At 65.7% G+C, this 18,042-nt stretch carries 11 protein-coding genes and 1 pseudogene; 8 read left to right on the top strand and 4 right to left on the bottom strand.

Translation table 11 applies throughout. The features are described 5' to 3' along the window. Positions 1–1,493: acetate--CoA ligase (acs, locus tag B5X82_RS25170; RefSeq protein WP_079651098.1), on the bottom strand; the 1,493-nt coding region annotated here is incomplete at its 3' end. Between the two features lie 131 nt (positions 1,494–1,624). Between acs and B5X82_RS25165 the strand changes: the two genes are divergently transcribed. Continuing rightward, positions 1,625–3,532 carry an ABC-F family ATP-binding cassette domain-containing protein gene (locus B5X82_RS25165; protein ID WP_079651097.1) on the top strand — a complete coding sequence of 636 codons (1,908 nt, stop codon included), beginning with the start codon at positions 1,625–1,627 and terminating at the stop codon, positions 3,530–3,532. A 244-nt stretch (positions 3,533–3,776) separates the two neighbouring features. Here B5X82_RS25165 and B5X82_RS25160 read toward each other — a convergent pair whose 3' ends face one another. Then, on the bottom strand, positions 3,777–7,493 hold the full coding sequence (locus tag B5X82_RS25160) for an NACHT domain-containing protein (protein ID WP_079651096.1): 3,717 nt from the start codon (positions 7,491–7,493) through the stop codon (positions 3,777–3,779). A gap of 334 nt (positions 7,494–7,827) precedes the next feature. Here B5X82_RS25160 and B5X82_RS25155 point away from each other — a divergent pair, with 334 nt between their 5' ends. From B5X82_RS25155 to kdsA, 5 genes and pseudogenes are all read left to right on the top strand, one after another. Further along, positions 7,828–8,121, top strand: a complete 294-nt coding sequence (locus B5X82_RS25155) for a hypothetical protein (RefSeq protein ID WP_079651095.1) — start codon at positions 7,828–7,830, stop codon at positions 8,119–8,121. Further along, positions 8,118–8,312 (top strand): annotated as a pseudogene (locus B5X82_RS27375) (HGGxSTG domain-containing protein); the annotation flags it as partial. The gene B5X82_RS25155 and the pseudogene B5X82_RS27375, both read left to right, overlap by 4 nt. A gap of 438 nt (positions 8,313–8,750) precedes the next feature. Next, positions 8,751–10,277, top strand: a complete 1,527-nt coding sequence (locus B5X82_RS25145; RefSeq protein WP_235862800.1) for a glucan biosynthesis protein — start codon at positions 8,751–8,753, stop codon at positions 10,275–10,277. A gap of 125 nt (positions 10,278–10,402) precedes the next feature. After that, a complete protein-coding gene (mdoH, locus tag B5X82_RS25140; RefSeq protein WP_079651092.1) occupies positions 10,403–12,277 on the top strand; it encodes a glucans biosynthesis glucosyltransferase MdoH in 1,875 nt (624 codons plus the stop codon). A 36-nt stretch (positions 12,278–12,313) separates the two neighbouring features. Further along, positions 12,314–13,165 carry a 3-deoxy-8-phosphooctulonate synthase gene (gene kdsA / locus B5X82_RS25135; protein ID WP_079651091.1) on the top strand — a complete coding sequence of 284 codons (852 nt, stop codon included), beginning with the start codon at positions 12,314–12,316 and terminating at the stop codon, positions 13,163–13,165. On the opposite strand, the gene B5X82_RS25130 is transcribed toward kdsA, so the two are convergent. Both B5X82_RS25130 and B5X82_RS25125 read right to left on the bottom strand, forming a co-directional pair. Continuing rightward, complete coding sequence (locus B5X82_RS25130) at positions 13,166–14,488, bottom strand: glycosyltransferase family 4 protein (protein ID WP_079651090.1); 1,323 nt, start codon at positions 14,486–14,488, stop codon at positions 13,166–13,168. A 36-nt stretch (positions 14,489–14,524) separates the two neighbouring features. After that, positions 14,525–15,697, bottom strand: coding sequence for a glycosyltransferase family 4 protein (locus B5X82_RS25125; protein ID WP_079651089.1), 1,173 nt, complete (start codon positions 15,695–15,697; stop codon positions 14,525–14,527). An 86-nt stretch (positions 15,698–15,783) separates the two neighbouring features. Between B5X82_RS25125 and B5X82_RS25120 the strand changes: the two genes are divergently transcribed. Then, positions 15,784–16,446, top strand: coding sequence for an ABC transporter ATP-binding protein (locus B5X82_RS25120; protein WP_079651088.1), 663 nt, complete (start codon positions 15,784–15,786; stop codon positions 16,444–16,446). A 112-nt stretch (positions 16,447–16,558) separates the two neighbouring features. Then, entirely contained in the window at positions 16,559–17,722 is a 1,164-nt protein-coding gene (locus B5X82_RS25115) for a polysaccharide biosynthesis/export family protein (protein WP_079651087.1), read from the top strand. Positions 17,723–18,042: the final 320 nt, after the last annotated feature.

Raw genomic sequence — 18,042 nt, 5'->3', positions numbered from 1 at the left:
CCGTCGCCGGTGAAATATTTGCCGGGATAGGTCGAGAAATAGGTCTGGAAGAAGCGGGCATGGTCGCCCCACACGGTGCGCATCTGCCCCGGCCAGCTCCGCGTGATGCACAGATTACCGTCGGTCGCGCCCTCCAGCACCTTGCCGTCCGCGTCGACCAGCTCGGGTACCACCCCGAACAGCGGCCGCGTCGCGCTGCCGGGCTTGAGGTCGGTCGCGCCCGGCAGCGGCGCGATCATCGCCGCGCCCGTCTCGGTCTGCCACCAGGTGTCGATGATCGGGCAGCGCCCTTCGCCGACCACCTCATGATACCAGCGCCACGCCTCGGGGTTGATCGGCTCGCCGACCGTGCCGAGCAGCTTGAGCGATTTCCGCGAGGTCCGCGCCACGAACTCGTCGCCGTCGCGCATCAGCGCGCGCAGCGCGGTCGGCGCGGTGAAGACGATCTCGACCTGGTGGCGGTCGACCACCTGCCAGATGCGGCTCGCGTCGGGCCAGTTGGGCACGCCCTCGTACATCAGCGTCGTCGCGCCATTGGCGAGCGGGCCGTAGACGATATAGCTGTGGCCCGTCACCCAGCCGATGTCGGCCGCGCACCAATAGACCTGCCCCGGCCGATAGTCGAAGCACACCTCATGGGTCAGGCTCGCCCATAGCAGATAGCCGCCGGTCGTGTGGAGCACCCCCTTGGGCTTGCCGGTCGATCCGCTCGTGTAGAGGATGAACAGCGGGTCCTCCGCGTCCATCGTCTCGGCCGGGCAGTCGGCCGGCACGTTCTTCGCCGCCTCGTCGTACCAGATATCGCGGCCGGCCTGCATCGGCACCTCGCTGCCGGTCGCGCGGATCACGATCACCGACTTGAGGCTCGGCGCATGCTGCGCGGCCGCGTCGACATTGGTCTTGAGCGGAACGAGCTTGCCGCCGCGCCGCCCGCAATCGGCGGTGATGACGATCGAGCTGTCGCAATCCTGGATGCGCCCCGCCAGCGCCTCGGGCGAGAAGCCGCCGAACACCACCGAATGGATCGCCCCGATCCGCGCGCAGGCGAGCAGCGCGAACGCCGCCTCCGGGATCATCGGCAGGTAGACGGTGACGCGGTCGCCCTTCTTCACCCCCTGCGCCTTCAGCACATTTGCGAAGCGGCAGACCTCCTCGTGCACCTGCTTGTAGGTGAAGCGCCGCGGCGCGTCGGTCGGCGCGTCGGGTTCCCAGATGATCGCCACCTGGTCGCCGCGCTCGGCGAGGTGCCGGTCGAGGCAGTTGGCGGCGACGTTGATCTGCCCGTCGGCGAACCACTTCACCTGGAAGTCGGCCTCGTCGAAGCTGCTCTCGTTGGTCCTGGTCGGGAAGCGCACCCAGTCGAGCCGCTTCGCCTGCTCCAGCCAGAAGGCGTGGGCATCGTCGATCGATCGGGCGTAGAGCGCCTTGTAGTCGGCATCCGTCACCTTCGCCCTGGCGGCCCATTCGGCGGGAACGGGATAAAGATCGGTCATGCGGCCCTCTCGCTGTTTTCGAATCGCCGCCCCCTATTGGTTCAGCCTCGTCGCGGCTTCAAGCGCCGCGCCGGAATTCCGCGACATCGGGGCGGTTTCGCCGCGCGCCGAAATCCTCTATCGGGCGCGCCATGCTGAATTTCTCGAATCTCACCGTCCGTCTCGGCGGCCGCACGATCCTCGACCGCGCCTCGGCGGCGCTGCCCCCGCGCGCCCGCGTCGGGCTGATCGGCCGCAACGGCGCCGGCAAGTCGACGCTGATGAAGGTGATGATCGGCTCGCTGGAGGCCGACGACGGCGATCTGGACAAGCCGCGCGACCTGCGCATCGGCTATATCGCGCAGGAGGCGCCGAGCGGCACGTCGACCCCGATCGAGACCGTCCTCGCCGCCGACAAGGAGCGCGCCGCGCTGCTGCTCGAAAGCGAGACCTGCGAGGATCATGATCGCCTCGGCGACGTCTATGAGCGGCTCCTCGCGATCGACGCCTACACCGCCCCCGCGCGCGCCTCGACCATCCTCGTCGGCCTCGGCTTCGACGAGGAGATGCAGAACCGCCCGCTCGATAGCTATTCGGGCGGCTGGAAGATGCGCGTCGCGCTCGCCGCCCTGCTCTTCTCGGAGCCGGACCTGCTGCTGCTCGACGAGCCGTCGAACCACCTCGACCTCGAAGCGACGCTGTGGCTGGAGAATTTCCTCAAGAACTATCCGGCGATGATGGTCGTGATCAGCCATGAGCGCGATCTGCTCAACAACGTCGTCGACCATATCCTCCACCTGGAGGGCGGCAAGACCACGCTCTACACCGGCGGCTATGACAGCTTCGAGCGGCAGCGCGCCGAGCGCGCCGCCCAGCTCGCCGCCGCCAAGGCCGCGCAGGACGCGCAGCGCGCCAAGCTGCAGGACTATATCGCCCGCAACAGCGCCCGCGCCTCGACCGCGAAGCAGGCGCAGTCGCGCGCCAAGGCGCTGGCGAAGATGCAGCCGATCGTCGCGATGGTCGAGGATCCGAGCCTGTCGATGGACTTCCCCTCGCCGGCCGACGGGCTGAAGCCGCCGCTGATCACCCTCGACATGGCCAGCGTCGGCTATGTCGCGGACCAGCCGGTGCTGCAGCGGCTCAACCTCCGCCTCGACCCCGACGACCGGATCGCCCTGCTCGGCCGCAACGGCAACGGCAAGACCACGCTCGCCCGCCTGCTCGCCGCCCAGCTCAAGCCGATGGACGGCGGGATCGCCGCGGCCGGCAAGATGCGGGTCGGCTACTTCACCCAATATCAGGTGGAGGAGCTCGACGTCGACGATACCCCGCTCGAGCATATGACCCGGATCATGAACGGCAAGACGCCGGCCGCGGTGCGCGCCCAGCTCGGCCGCTTCGGCTTCTCGGGCGACCGCGCGACGCAGAAGGTCGGCAAGCTCTCGGGCGGCGAGCGCGCCCGCCTCGCGCTGGCGTTGATCACGCGCGACGCGCCGCACATGCTGATCCTCGACGAGCCGACCAACCACCTCGACGTCGACGCGCGCGAGGCGCTGGCGCAGGCGCTCAACGCCTATGAGGGCGCGGTGGTGATCGTCAGCCACGACCGCCACATGATCGAGCTCGCCGCCGATCGCCTGGTCCTTGTCGACGGAGGCACCGCCCGCGAATTCTCCGGCACCCTCGACGATTACACCGACCTGATCCTCGGCAAGAACCAGCCCAGGGGCGGCGAGGGCGCCAACGGCGCGGGCGCCGGCAGCAACGGCGGCGGCGCGGGCAAGGCCGCGAAGAAGGACAAGAAGGCCGCCGCCCAGGCGCGCGAGCAGCTCTCGACGCTGCGCAAGTCGGTCAAGTCGATGGAGGACCGCATCGCGACCCTGACGGCCCGCCGCAGCGAGATCGATCGCGCGATGTTCGATCCCGCATCGGCCAGCCCGGCGGACGCCAAGCGCACCACCAGCGACCTGATGAAGCTCCGCGCCGACGTCGAGCGCGAACTGGAGACGGTCGAGGCGGAATGGCTGGAGGCGAACGAGGCGTTGGAGGCGGTGGGGTGAGGGAGGATTAGTGTCTGAATATGGACGTTCTAGTTATCGATGCGCTTTCGGAGACAGGCGCGTTATAGTTGCCGTTCTGAGGCAGGTTCGTGTAAACGGCAACCAACATATAAATTGAGAGATCGATGAAGACAGAGTATTAGGCTAAGAAAGCGTCAGTCGTTGGTCAAGAAGGTACGGCATCGTTTCCTAAAAGGAAGCAATGCTCTAGGAAAAGATGCTATCGGTTGCTCGATATCGATACCTAAGGTTGGAACCAGGCTTCTTCGTTTGCCACCTCGACGAGCTTCGGTGCTTGTGTTCCTGCTTGGGCAGTAAGCTGCGCGTCAGCGAATGCTACTAGCGCTAGTGGATAGTGTTCAGGTGCCGATGAGACTCGCAGGGCGACCGACGCTGGCATTGAATAGTCCCGATCTACTCGTGTGAGTGTCGATGCACCACCCGCATATAACGTTTCGATCTTTGGAAGTGCCGATTTCCAGCGGGTCGCTTCGCGGCATTGCGTTACTAGTGTCTGCAATGCGAACGGTCCCTCCGGCCCGCCGCCGATCAATGGCATTTCGGCCATTGCCTTGGCTAGCTCAAAACGCTGCGCCGGGATCAGCCGTAGCCCAAGATAGAGGTTCAGCCGTGCGCTTGTCTGGCGGACGCGCGTCAAATCGGACTTGGAAAGTTCAAATAAATTTGTGAGTTCACCGAACTGGCCGGAGCGATAATCACGGATTAACCGGTCCCATTGTCCGAGATCAAGCGAGTTCAAGGTGGTATCGAGGACGTCAAGTACCTTGACCAGCGTCTTGGCAGTACCCCATTGTAGCAGGAGTTGGAGCAGGCGCCGTCGTTCGGTCTGCGGCTGATCAGCCAGCAACTGTTCACGCCACCACATAGGCGCGCCCGAGCGCAAGCGGATATACCGCGCTGCTTCCACTAAGTCGGGCGCTTCCGCCAGTGGAACATCACTGCCCGTCGCTCCCTTGGAGCGCACACCTGCTCCCCAAAAAGCAATCCGATCGATCGCTGAACAGTCGCCCCAGGCCTTCCGAAATGCTGCGACCAACTCGCTCCAAGGCGCGAGATTGGTCGATAGCATGGAAGTTTGGGTGTCAAGAAACAGTCGGTACGCTTCGGCTGCTTCGCGTTCCTCGGGTGCTAGAGTGTCAGCTTGCCTCTCGATTACTTCGACTGTCCGGGCAAAACGGCTTCCGAAACGACGTTCGAGCACATACTTAAGGGGTAAATCAGTTTCGTCAATTTGCGCGATAGTATACTGCGATACCCAGGTAAGCGATGCAATCATCGCCAAACGTCCAAATCGGCCCTGCTCAAGCCCGACCCCGCCGTTAGTCATCGAGTCAAGTAGCAAGGACTTGGCGCGCTCAAAATATGCCTCATTCTCCAGAAGATCATAGCGGCTCATCATCAGCAAGTGCTTGAGAATTTCATCATTTAATCGGATATGGTCCAGGCAAAGGTCTCTTAGCGAGGCGACCTCGTACAAATGTAAATAGCTGCCGATCCGCGCCCAAACGGCGAGAGAAACCATGGAAGCACCGGCTTTCCAGCGGGTGATGCGCTCGTCGATGGGCGTGTTTTGTTGGATCGCATTGGCTAGAGCACGCTGCTCGTCGGCGAGCTTTGTCGTGAACAAGCGCTTCCATAGTACTTCCACGAACTCACCGCGGCCGCTTCGTTCGGGTAGGCTCGACCACAGACTATTGCCATGTTCGGCATTGGCTAACAGCTGGCGTAGTTGCGGATACTCGGTAATGAATGCGATGATCTGGCGCACTGCTGGTTGATATTGAGTGAAAACCCAGTCCCCAAGTAGCATCAGCGCCACGCTACGCGGATGACTCGTCCATGTATAAGGCTCCTGCCGGCTGAGCTCGGTGAGCTCGTTGACTAACGTCAGGATCTCGCCCTTGTTGAAACAGCCACCATAGAAGCGTGCGACATTTAGCCAATAGGGATTGCGGACCAACGCTTTGAAGCGATCGAATTTGTCACCGGCTAAGGGCTGCTCGTCGGACGGATAGGGAGCAGTCTCATAAAGATGTCGAGCCGCAAAATACTCGCGGAGGGGCTGGACTTCAAACTCATAGGTTTCTTGCACACGCGAGACCAATGCTCCGACTCGCTCGATGATGCCATTGAACAAGGCGTCAACGATCGAGGTATTTTCGCCTTCTCTGTCAAGATAGCTGAAAAGTAAAGTGCGAAGAGCGCTATGTTCAATGCTGCCATTTTCACCAGTTTCGGCGGAAGTTTGTAATTTCCAGGCGAGATATCGGTGGATATCAATAAGCAGCTCTCGATTATCTCTTACTACAGTGCTTTTCTCAGACTCACGGCTGAAGAAAGTATCCATATATGCATCATACATTGCGGTACGTTTTTCGGGAAGGGATGCCCCACGGCTATTAATTAACGATAGCAATATGGTTAATTGCATGGGATTTTTTGCAAGGTACTGCGTATGAGACTCTTTAATTTTGACCTCTAGGATCTGCTTCAGGGCGAGCGCTTCGCTATCTTTTAACCCTTTTGCCTTTGTCCACTTGGTCGTATATTCATCGATCTGAGACTGTTCGAGTGGCAGAAGCTCGAAATAGGCCCAGGTTTCGCGTGGAAAGCGAACCGATTTAGCAAATGCCGCCGGGCGGCTGGTGACGATCGCTTGCACTGAATAGCCGCCGGCCGCCACTAACCGATTGGTGCCCTTGCTGATCTCGGTAACTAGCTGCTGACGAAGTCCGATCTCGGCGACTTCGTCAAATCCGTCGAGAGCCAATAGAATGTGGCTAGCACGCGCAACCGCGGTAAGATCTGAGACATTGAAACTATGGCCGCCAGAGAGGAAGCGGATTTGTCCTGCGAGGAAGCCTTCTAGTGAGCGTGGCTCCTGCTCGTCGAGCGCTCTCTGCTTGGCATGAAAAGGGTCTATCCCTGAAATCCACTTGGCAAGATCGCGCAAGTCGACCCGAAATGGAATGCGTAGCTGGCTGGGGCGCAATCCTTGTTGTATTGCAGCTAAATCTTGGCTTTTGCCAAGCAATGCCATACGCAGTGCTTGGCAAAGAAATTGGGTTATGGTCGATTTGCCTTGTCCAGGTGCGCCTTCGAGAACAACATTCTCGAAGTTGGTATAGCCTGTCTGGTGCATAAAGAAACTTGCTGCAGCGAGCGTGTTGCGACCGGGCTCTATTGCTAGCTCGTGTGCATACCAGCTGTGTCGCGTGGGCGCCCGGATTGCGCGCTTCAAGTTGAAGCGTGGAGGCGTATTCCAAGGAGATAGGGGCCACATCGGCAGGTCGACGAACAAGTCCGTCATAGTGCTGCGCAAATCGGTTTGTTTGAATTTGAGTTCCTTGTCTTCTTCGTATTGTGCCGTCACGTAGGCGCGGATCGCGCCGCGCCGCCGCTCCTCTTCCTCGCCAAGCTGGCCTGCGACCAACTTCTCGAGCAGGTCAGTCGCCTTGAGGATTTCGGGGTAACTCCACTTGATGCCGGAAGCATTATCGAGCCGGCGGTCGAGATCGTCACGCCACCAGCAATATGCCTCGACCTCTAGGGCCTCGCTGAGTGCTTTGTTGACGCGGTCGATCGAACCTGCGTCAGGATGTGCAGTACCTTTGAGGTTCGTGATTAAATAATATTTGAAGGCACCGCGTCCCTTTAGTTTGTCGAGCTTGGCTTTTTCACTGCGAGCAATCTGCTCGATCATATCGCGTTCGCTGCGGCTGTCGTTCACCTTCTTGATGAACTTGACCTGGAAGATGACGAGCTCACGTTCTAGGGCTGGCAATCGTTGCTGCTCGCGCATCCAGCGCAGAACAAACGCGTCGCGCCCCCCATCGGGCTGACCGGTCGGCAGGCACTGCGTGTTGGGGAAGCTTGCGGCTATCAACGCTTGGCAAAATTGCTGAAACCGCTCGTCACCAAGCATTTCATAATGGTACATGCAGCTGCTCCCCTTATACCCTCTAGACTGCTGCAGTTGCTGTCAATTGGATTATTGAAGCGTAGTGTTGAATTGCGCCAGAATGGGCGTAACCACCAGCGCGGTGGCGAGAAGAATGAAAATCTTCATGGTAAAACCCTTCCCCGCTGCGGGGTATATCACGGCTTTTCGTTACGGGCCAAGGTGATTGTCGCACTCAAATGGGCGGTTGGCTCCGTTGTGGATCAAAAAGCCCATACGTTGTTTAATCCTCGTTTAATCCTAATGTTCTCTATATGTTCTTGAATTTTTGTTTGGAAATGCTATGTAACGGATGTCTGGCGAAAGGCACCCGATGAACGAAACGCGCAAGCCAAAGGCGCCCAACGGCAAAGCCGCTGCCGCCGGCGACCCATCCGACCCTCTGGCGCGGATGAACGAGATGCTGATCGCGCAGGCGCTCTCGCTCGATGCGATGTTCACCGAGCTGGTGGGGCATGCGGCGGACAACTACACCAAATGGCCCACCTCGGCCGCGCGCTATGCGCGGCTCGCCTTGCGGGCGCAGTCGAATTGCCGGGCCTCGGTCGAGACCGTGGCCAAGGCCGATCGGGCGAAGCGGCGGGCGCAGGGCGGCGCCGCCGCATGACGCCGGACCGGCGCGCCGGACGCCGGGCGATTGACGATCCTTCGCCGCCGGCCCTGATCCCGGCCCCCGAGCCTGCCCCCGAACCCCCATCGCTGGCGCAGGCGCCCCGCTGCGGCGCGCGCACCCGGAGCGGGGCGCCGTGCCGGTCGCCCGCCGTGCAGGGCCGCGCCCGCTGTCGCATGCATGGCGGCAAGGGCGGCGGCGCGCCGCGCGGCAATCGCAACGCCTGGAAGCATGGCGCCTACTCGGGCCGCACCCTGGAGATCGCCCGCATCCTCCGCGCCACCAGCCCCGCCGCGATCCGCCGGATGCTGCGCGAGGAGGTGGACGCGAGGGAGGAGGGGGACGCGAGAGGCGAGGGGCCCGACGCGGAAAAAATGAAAAACGAGCGGACAACCCCATGCAACGGGAAGAAGGGCCCCGCCGCCACCCCGCCTCCTGCGCCCGGACGATGCCCTGCCGCGACCGACGTTATGGCGGATTTCCGCCGCCCGGCGCCGCTACAGCCCTCGTTCAGCTTCGATTCGTATAGGAACTTTCGCGACGCTTATGGGTCTGGACCCCATCCCTTGTGGACCACAGGCGAAACGAAACCTAATCGGACAGGCATGATCGACAGACGGCAATCCATGGCACTGCTGGGAAGCGCCCTGGCCTTCGGCGGAACCGCATGGGCCGCGCCGCGCGCTTCGGCGCGCGCTGCGGCCGGAGCTTCGGGGCGCGGTCGCGCGGCCGGCGAGCCGTTCAGTTGGGACTGGCTCAAAGGCCATGCCGCCGCGATGGCGCGCAGCCGGCCGACGCCGATGCCGAAGCCCGATCCGCGCGCGCTCGCCAATGATTACGACGCCGCCAACCGGATAAGCTTCCGGCCCGATCGCACCATTTTCGCAGACGACGGCTATGGCGTCCGCCTCTTCCCGCTGCTCAAGGCCGCGCCGGTCCCGGTCGAGATCTCGATCGTCGAGCGCGGCCGCGCCCGGCTGATCGAGCATAGCGAGGACATGTTCCAGGTCGGCCCCGGCGAGGGGCCGGAGCCGCACGTCCTGGCCGGCGTCGCCGGCTTCCGGGTGATGAACCGGGGCGGGGTGGGGGACTGGCTGGCCTTCCTCGGCGCCTCCTATTTCCGCTCGTCGGGGCCGCTCCACCAATATGGCCTGTCGGCGCGCGGCCTCGCCATCGACACCGGCATCGACGGCAAGGAGGAATTCCCCGCCTTCACCCATTTCTGGCTCGAACGGACCCGCGCCGGGCTCACCATCTACGCGCTGCTCCAGGGCCCCAGCGTGGTCGGCGCCTGGCGCTTCGCCAACCGCATGGAGGCCGACGCCGTCGTCCAGGACGTGTCCTCGGCGATCTGGCTGCGCCGCGACGTCGAACGGCTCGGCATCGCCCCGCTCACCAGCATGTTCTGGTATGACGAGGGCAACCCCCAGGCACGCGCCGACTGGCGGCCCGAGATCCACGATTCCGACGGGCTGCTGATCCACAACAAGGCGGGCGAGCGCATCTGGCGCCCGCTCGGCAATCCGCCGCGCCCGACCATCAACGCCTTCGCCGATCCCGGGGGCGGCAGCGCCTTCGGCCTGCTCCAGCGCGACCGGGCCTTCGATCATTATCAGGACGACGGCGTCTTCTACGAGAAGCGGCCGAGCCTGTGGGTCGAGCCGGTCGGCGACTGGGGCCCCGGCGCTGTGATGCTCTACGAGATTCCCACGGCCAAGGAGACCGACGACAACATCGTAGCCTTCTGGACGCCCGATCGCCCGGCCAGGGCGGGGACGACCTTCACCTTCGACTATCGGCTGCGCTGGCTGGGCGGCGAGCCGGCGGCCCCCGCGCTGGCGCGGGTGGTCGACCGCTGGACTGGCACCGCCGGACGGCCCGGCCTCGAGCCGATCGCCAATGCCCGCCGCCTCGTCGTCGATTTCGAAGGGGCGGGGCTCCGGGGGCTCGACCGGCGATCGGGCGTGACCGCGGCCGTGTCGATCGACCAGGGCAAGCTGCTCCTGGTCGACGCCTATCCCGTGGTGGGACAGCCGGGGCGCTGGCGGATGATCGCCGACGTCACCCGGTCGAACCGGCCCGCGAATCTGCGGGCCACGTTGGAGAAGGACGGCCGGACGCTGAGCGAAACCGTCATCCATCAATTCTATTGAGGACGCCGGCCGTGCCCGGCGCCCGCCGTCATTGGTCGGGAGCCTGGGGCGGTCCGACGCAAAGGCGGGAAATTTCGAAGCCGCATCTGGCATGAGCGGCGGCCGATCAATGCAGGAACAGGATATTGTACCGGATTGACAAGGATTTAGCGGAAGGTGCTCCCCAGCATGGCCCGCGCGCGCAAGCCGACCTCCCGGTCGAAGCGCCGCTCGCCATGCCGGTGCAGGACCTGTCCCGCAGCCCCGATACCGCTACCGCCGATCCGATCGTGCCGGTCGGCCCGCTGTTCCAGCGGCGGCTGTTCCTGATCGTCGGCAGCTTCCTGTTCGGCCTGCTCGCCGCGCAGGAGATGTTCACCCCCCTGCAGTCGGACGGCATCGACTGGATCGATCTCGGCTTCGCTTTGCTCTTCTTCGGGCTGTTCGCCTGGATCGCCTTCGGTTTCCTCAACGCGGTCGCCGGGCTGTTCGTCCTGCTCGGCCGCGGCCCGGCGCCGGAGGTGGCACGCAGCAAGCTGGTGCTGCCCGAGGGCCGCACCGCCGTGCTGATGCCGATCTATAATGAGGATGTCGGCGCGGTCTTCCGCCGGCTCGAATCGATGACCGATTCGATCGACGCGGTCGGCGGCGCGGACCGGTTCGACTTCTTCATCCTGAGCGATTCGCACGAGCGCAACCACGCCCGCGAATATCTCGCCTTCCGCCGCCTGCGCGAGACGAGCAAGGCCAACGTCTATTATCGCCGTCGCCCGCGCAACACCGCGCGCAAGCCCGGCAACATCGCCGATTGGGTGCGGCGCTTCGGCGGCGCCTACGATTATATGCTGGTGCTCGACGCCGACAGCCTGATGAGCGGCGCCGCGATGGTGCGGCTCGCCTCGGCGATCGAGGCGCGTCCGGCGATCGGCCTGCTCCAGACGGTGCCGCAGCTGATCAACGGCCAGACCATGTTCGCGCGCTGGCATCAGTTCGCCTCCTCGGTCTACGGCCCGGTGGCCTCGGCCGGCCTGCGCTGGTGGTCGGGGACCGAGGCGACCTTCTGGGGCCACAACGCGATCATCCGGGTGAAGGCCTTCGCCGAGAGCTGCGGCCTGCCCGCGCTGTCGGAGGACAGCCTGCTCGGCGGCCACATCATGAGCCACGACATGGTCGAGGCGGCGTTGCTGCGCCGGCGCGGCTGGGCGGTCCACATGGTGACGATGCCGGAGGGCAGCTACGAGGAATTTCCGCCGACGATGATCGACCATGCGATCCGCGACCGGCGCTGGTGCCAGGGCAATCTCCAGCATCTCCGGCTGCTCAACACCTCTGGACTGCACTGGGTCAGCCGGCTCCAGCTGTTCATGGGCGCCTCGGCCTATCTCACCTCGCCGCTCTGGCTGCTGCTGCTCGGCGCCGCGATGTTCGAGCAGCTTCGTGCCGATTTCGACGGCTTCGTGCTGATCTCCTCGGGCTGGCTGCTCGGCCTCACCGGGCTGATGCTGTTCGGGCCCAAGATCGCCGCGCTGATCGCGCTCGGCCAGGATCGCGATCTGGTCCGCCAGCTCGGCGGCTGGGTCAGCATCGCCAGGGGCACGCTGCTGGAGGTCGTCACCTCGATCGTCACCGCGCCGGCGATGATGCTGACCCAGAGCATGGCGATCGTCGATATCCTGCGCGGCCGGCAGAGCGGCTGGTCGCCGCAGCGGCGCGAGGTGGACGGGCTCGATTTCGGGGAGGTGACGCGCTTCTACCGCTGGCACCTGCTGCTCGGCACCGTGCTGATGGCGGCGATCCTGCTCGGGCTCGACGGGTCGATCTGGTCGCTGCCGGTCGCGGTCGGGCTGCTGCTCGCGCCCGCCACCGTCTGGCTGACTTCGCGCGCCGACGTCGGCGAATGGCTGGTCCGTCGCGGCTATTTCGTCTCCCCGGCCGACCATCGCCGCTTCGAGGAGGGGCCGGAGCAGGAGCTGCCCGATCTCGTCCCCGAGCCGCGCTTCGCGATCGCGCGCGGCTGCTGATTGCCATCGGGCGGGGCGGGGGCCTAAGAAGCGGCGATGAAAATCCTGGGACATGAGGTCGGGCTCGACGAGCCGCTGTTCGTCATTGCCGGCCCCTGCGTGATCGAATCCGAGGCGCTGGTCCTCTCGGTCGCCGAGCGGCTCCGCGCCATCGCCGACCGGCTCGGCCTGTTCGCGATCTTCAAGAGTTCGTTCGACAAGGCCAATCGCAGCTCGGGCGCCTCCTTCCGCGGGCCCGGCCTCGACGAGGGGCTGCGCATCCTCGAGAAGGTCCGCGCCGAGACCGGCCTGCCGGTGCTGACCGACGTCCATGACGTCGACCAGGTCCGCGCCGCCGCGCAGGTCGTCGATGTCCTCCAGACCCCCGCCTTCCTCGCCCGCCAGACCGACCTGATCGAGGCGGTCGGCGCGTCGGGGCGGGTGGCCAACATCAAGAAGGCGCAGTTCATGGCGCCGCACGACATGGCCCATGTCGTCGCCAAGGCGAAGGGCGCCGCGGAGGCGGCCGGGGTCGATACGCCGGTGCTGGTCACCGAGCGCGGCACCTCCTTCGGCTACAACAACCTCGTCACCGATCTGCGCGGCCTCGCCATCATGCGCGACACCGGCTGCCCGGTGGTGTTCGACGCGACCCATTCGGTCCAGCTTCCCGGCGGGCTCGGCGCTTCCTCGGGCGGGCAGCGCGAATATGTGCCCGTGCTCGCGCGCGGCGCGGTCGCGGTCGGCATCGCCGGGCTGTTCATGGAGACCCATCCCGATCCGGCCAGCGCCAAGTCGGACGGCCCCAACGCCTGGCCGCTCGACCGGCTCGAGCCGCTGCTGGCCGAGCTCCAGGCGCTCGACGCCCACGGCATCGAGGCGCGCCGGCGCTGGCCCGAGCAGGCCTAGCTAGCTGGAGAGGACCCGCTCGTACATCGCGGCCAGCCGGGCGCGATAGGCCTCGTCGCTGAACTTGGCGGCCTGGGCGGGCGCCGCCGCCGACAGCCGCGCGGCGAGGGCCGGGTCCTCGTCCAGCGCGCGCATCGCTTGGGCGATCGCCCCGGCGTCATAGGGGTCGACCAGCAGCCCCGCCTCGCCGACCACCTCGGGCAGCGAGCTGATCGTCGAGGAGATCACCGGCGTCCCCAGCCGGATCGCCTCCAGCGCGGGCAGGCCGAAGCCCTCGTAGAGCGACGGGAACATCACCGCCTTCGCGCCCCGCACCAGCCGCAGCAGCATCTCGCGCGGCAGATAGTCGAGCTGGACCAGCCCCTTCGCCGCCGCCTCGCCGTAGAGCGAGACGCCCTTCTTCTGGTCGCCGAAGATCCGCGCCTCCTGCTCGGTCCCCCAGTGCCGCGCGCCGACGATGACGAGCGGCGTCTCGCTGCGGCTGGTCAGATAGGCCTCGATGATCCGCGCCAGGTTCTTCTTGGGATCGAGCGCCCCGAAGAACAGGAAGTATCCCCGCCGCTTCAGCCCGAACAGCCCCTCGACGACGCCCGCATCCTCGGCCGGGTCGCGCGCCAGCAGCTCGGCGGGGACGGGGGCGGTCTGGTAGCTGTTCGTCACCTTGTCGGGCGCCGCGTCCGGGAACAGCGCCAATATGTCGGCGCGGCTCGATTCGGAGACCGTGCAGATGTGATCGCCCTCGGTCACGCACAGCTCGATCAGCCGCCGATAGCGCTGCTTGTCGTCGAGCGTCGTATAGGGGAGCTTGAGCGGCACCAGGTCGTGCAGCGTATAGACGTTGCGCGCGCCCTCCAGCCGTACCGGCACCGGATAGGTCCAGTGCATGATCGCGGGCGGGTTCGGCATGCGCAGCGTCAGGAAGGTCCCGGCGCGGCGCAGGCGCCGGTCGGCGATGTCGAACAGCGCCGGGCTGCTGACCAGCCGATCGAAGCGCGGCAGCCGGCCGGCGAAGGCCTGCTTCTCGACGGCGTCGCTGATCGGCACCTCATAAGCGTGGGCGGGAAGGAAGGAGCGGAAGGTCTCGCGGCGCAGGCGGCGGCGGTGCTGCTTGCGCGTCTCGGGCGCACGCTCCTTGCCGATGCGGTCGTAGAACAGCAGCTCGCGGCTGTCGGCCCGGTCGCCGACGTCGATCCCGAACACGCCCAGCGTCGCATGGCCGAGCGCGGCGACCGCCTCGGCGAGGCCCAGCCCGTAGGTCGCCACCCCGGTGCCGCGCGGCATGGCGAGGTTGAAGCCGTCGATCCCGATGGTGAGCCTGGTCATCCCGATCCGTCTGCGCTTGTTGCCCGGCGGCCCTACTCAGTTGCCAGGCTTTTGACCATGGCGTTCGATCAGCCGGCGATGGACCGCATCGATCCGCTCGGCGAAGGCCGCGGCGGTGAAAGCGCGGCCGCGCGCGAGGCCCGCCGCGCGCAGCCGGGCGAGCGTCGCCTCGTCGCCGAGCCGTGCGATGTCGGCGGCGATCTCGTCGACCGACAGCGGATCGGCGAGCAGCGCGGCGCCGCCGGCCACCTCCTCGGTCGCGCCGCCGCGCGAGGTCAGCACCGGCGTGCCGAGCTGCATCGCCTCGACGATCGGCAAGCCGAACCCCTCGGTGATCGTCGGGAACAGGAGAGCGCGCGCGCCGGCGATCAGCGCGACCAGCGTCGCCCGGTCGACATAGGGCAGGCGGATGATGCCGGGGAAGGCGGTGAGCCGGGGCGCGATCGTCCCGGACTGCCAGCCGTCGGGCCCGGCGATCACAAGCGGCAACGCCAGTCCGCTGCGGGCATGCGCCTCGGCGAGGCGGAGCAGGTTCTTGCGCGGCTCGACGCTGCCGACCGCGAGCAGGAAGCCGCCTGGTACCAGGCCGTCGGGAAGCGGGTCCGGTGCTGCCGCGATGTCGAGCCCGGGCGGGCAGGCGCTGATCGCCTCGGGTGGACAGCCGATTGCGGCGACGATGTCGCGCCGCGCCGCTTCGGACACCGTCAGCAGATGGTCGGCGCTGCGAGCGAGCGCGTCGAGCAGCCGGCGGTGGCGGCCGGCATCGATCTGGCTCAGCGACGGATGGAAGATCGGGATCGCGTCATGGACCGTGTAGACGTTGATCCAGCCCTCGATCCGGATCGGCAGTGGATAGGTCCAGTGGACGAGCCCTGGCGCGCCCGGCGCGCGCAGCCGCAGGAGCGTGCCATGCCGGTCGAAATGAACCTGGGCGAGCCGGAAGACGTCGCGCCCGGCAAGCGCTTCGCGATGCTTCGCCAGCCGCCGAGGCCGGTCGACCAGCGCGTCGGCCCAGCGCAGCCAGCGCGCCGGCGCGGGCGAGCGGTCCATCGGCCGGCCGCAGCTCGGATCGGTGACGCGCAGCGGCGCGCGGCCCGACAGGATCAGGGCGGTCTCGAGCGCGGCGGCATAGGTCGCGACGCCGGTGCCCGGCCGGCCGAGCATGCGGGCGTCGATCGCGACGGGGACGTTTGGCGTTTGGGCAGGCATCGTCTATGCTCGTGCGCATCGCAGCCTGGGCGGGCATCGTCCAGCCTTTTGTATCGTGCGGGGCCGGGATTGGAGAAGAGCGCTCGATGATCCGTTTCGAGAATGTTTCGAAGACCTACCACATCCGCAAATTCCAGAAGCAGGTGTTCAGCAACCTGAATTTCGAGATCCGCCGCGGCGAGAGCATCGGCATCTGCGGCGCGAACGGCGCGGGCAAATCAACCCTGATGCGGCTGATCGCCGGCGTCGAGCAGCCGACTACCGGGCGGATCGAACGGAGCATGACGACGAGCTGGCCGATCGGCTATTCGAGCGCCTTCCAGGCCTCGATGACCGGCAGCGACAATGTTCGCTTCATCGCCCGCATCTATCGCCAGCCCGAGCAGGAGATTCTCGATTATGTCGAGGATTTCGCCCAGCTCGGCCCCTATTTCCACCAGCCGGTGCGCACCTATTCGTCGGGCATGGCGGGACGCCTCGCCTTCGGCATCTCGCTGGCGATCAATTTCGACTGCTACCTGGTCGACGAGGTCACCGGCGCGGGCGACGAGCGCTTCCGCCGCCGCTCGCACGAGGAACTGATGAAGCGCCGCGCCGAAGGGACGCTCGTCATGGTGTCGCACGATCCGCACATGCTGCAGCAATATTGCGAGCGCGGCGCCGTCCTCTATGGCGGCAACCTGACCTTCTACGACACGGTGGCCGAGGCGAGCGAGGTCCATCACGGGCTTCAGATGCGCGCCGCGTGATTCCCGGCTTTCGCACCCGTCGGCGGATTAAGTCTTGACGGACCCATGCCTCCCGCGCTTCTCGTTGCGGGCAGGACATAGATTTGCCCCGATCGCCGCTATAGAGACCCCCATGATTTCCAGTCCCAGTCCCCGCCTTCGCCTGACCGGCGCCATGGCGACTCTCGCGATACTCCTGTCCGGCTGCGCGACCCTGCCCTCGAGCGGTCCGACCGGACGGCAGGTGCTCAACGGCGCCAAGGACCCCGACGCCGGCCTCGCCTTCCAGGTCGTCGAGCTCGACGGAGCGGCGTTCCAGAAGCTGCAGCAGGTCCAGCCCGCAGGCCGCGCGACGGGGCAACTCGCCGCGCTCGCCCGCGAGGGGCGGGTCGACCGGATCGCGCCGGGCGACGTCCTCCAGGTCAGCATCTACGAAGTCGGCATGACCCTGTTCAGCAGCGGGCGGACGGCAGGGCCGGCGGGCAGTGTCGAGCCCGACACGGCGCACGCGCAGGCGATCAACGCGGTGACGGTGGCCAGCGACGGCACCATTCGCCTCCCCTATGTCGGGCGTCTCCTGGTGGCCGGCTCGTCCCCCTATGACGTCCAGCGGATGATCGAGCAGGCCTTGCAGGGCAAGTCGCAGAGCCCGCAGGCGATGGTGACGGTGGTCAACAGCCCCGGCAACAGTGTCTATATGCTCGGCGACGTGGTGCGGACCGGGCGCATCCCGCTAACCCCCGCGCGCGAACGGTTGCTCGATGCGATCGCGACCTCGGGCGGATCGAGGGTCAGCGGCGCCGACACGGTGGTGAGGCTCACGCGCGGCGGCGAGCGTGCCGAGATGCGGCTGGGCGATGTCCGGCCCGGCAGCAGCGACGATCTCACCCTGTTGCCCGGCGACCGGATCGAGCTGATCAACGAGCCGCGCAGCTACAGCGCGTTCGGCGCGACGCCGAAGGTGTCGCAGGTCCCGTTCGGGGAACCGAACCTGTCGCTGGCCGAAGCGCTGGCGCGGATCGGCGGCCCGAACGACGCGCAGGCCGATCCCAAGGCGGTGTTCCTGTTCCGCTACGACGCCGCGGCGATCGCGGCGGGCGAGCGGCCGGTCATTTATCGACTCAACCTGATGAAGCCCGAAAGCTACATCATCGCGCAGAGCTTCCCGATGCATGACAAGGACCTGATCTACATCGCCAACTCGGCCTCGAATCCGGTCACCAAGTTCGTGGCGATTCTCAACCAGCTGTTCGCACCGTTGCTGACCGCGAAGGTGCTGACCGACAACAACAACTGATTCGGATCGGGCCGGTGCCGGCCCGTCCGTTTTCCGGGCGTTCGATGGGGGCGCCAAAGAATTTTCGGCCTTCGATACAAAGTGCTTGACGCCTAGTGGCGATGTGCATAGAAGGCCCCCTCACCGGCGGCGGCGAGTTGGTTTTTCCGGTTCGCTTCCGCGCCTCTTTATCGGATCGGTCACGATCTCCCTGGGACAGCGGTTCCGGGCGGTAATAGGCTGTCCCGGTTCTTTGACATTGTTGGAAGATGAAGGGACATGTGGGCGGCGGCTCCGGGTTTCGACGGCTTCAAGGCGTCGGGGTTCGGTTAAAGCCAAGC

The organism is Rhizorhabdus histidinilytica, from assembly GCF_900167915.1.
Lineage (GTDB): Bacteria > Pseudomonadota > Alphaproteobacteria > Sphingomonadales > Sphingomonadaceae > Rhizorhabdus > Rhizorhabdus histidinilytica.
This window is presented reverse-complemented; position numbering and strand designations above follow the sequence as displayed.

Coding starts and splice junctions, on each gene's coding strand:
- B5X82_RS25145 (WP_235862800.1), top strand. CDS start 8,751: ATGGCACTGCTGGGAAGCGCCCTGGCCTTCGGCGGAACCGCATGGGCC.
- B5X82_RS25165 (WP_079651097.1), top strand. CDS start 1,625: ATGCTGAATTTCTCGAATCTCACCGTCCGTCTCGGCGGCCGCACGATC.
- kdsA (WP_079651091.1), top strand. CDS start 12,314: ATGAAAATCCTGGGACATGAGGTCGGGCTCGACGAGCCGCTGTTCGTC.
- B5X82_RS25130 (WP_079651090.1), bottom strand. CDS start 14,488: ATGACCAGGCTCACCATCGGGATCGACGGCTTCAACCTCGCCATGCCG.
- B5X82_RS25155 (WP_079651095.1), top strand. CDS start 7,828: ATGAACGAAACGCGCAAGCCAAAGGCGCCCAACGGCAAAGCCGCTGCC.
- B5X82_RS25160 (WP_079651096.1), bottom strand. CDS start 7,493: ATGTACCATTATGAAATGCTTGGTGACGAGCGGTTTCAGCAATTTTGC.
- B5X82_RS25115 (WP_079651087.1), top strand. CDS start 16,559: ATGATTTCCAGTCCCAGTCCCCGCCTTCGCCTGACCGGCGCCATGGCG.
- B5X82_RS25125 (WP_079651089.1), bottom strand. CDS start 15,697: ATGCCTGCCCAAACGCCAAACGTCCCCGTCGCGATCGACGCCCGCATG.
- B5X82_RS25120 (WP_079651088.1), top strand. CDS start 15,784: ATGATCCGTTTCGAGAATGTTTCGAAGACCTACCACATCCGCAAATTC.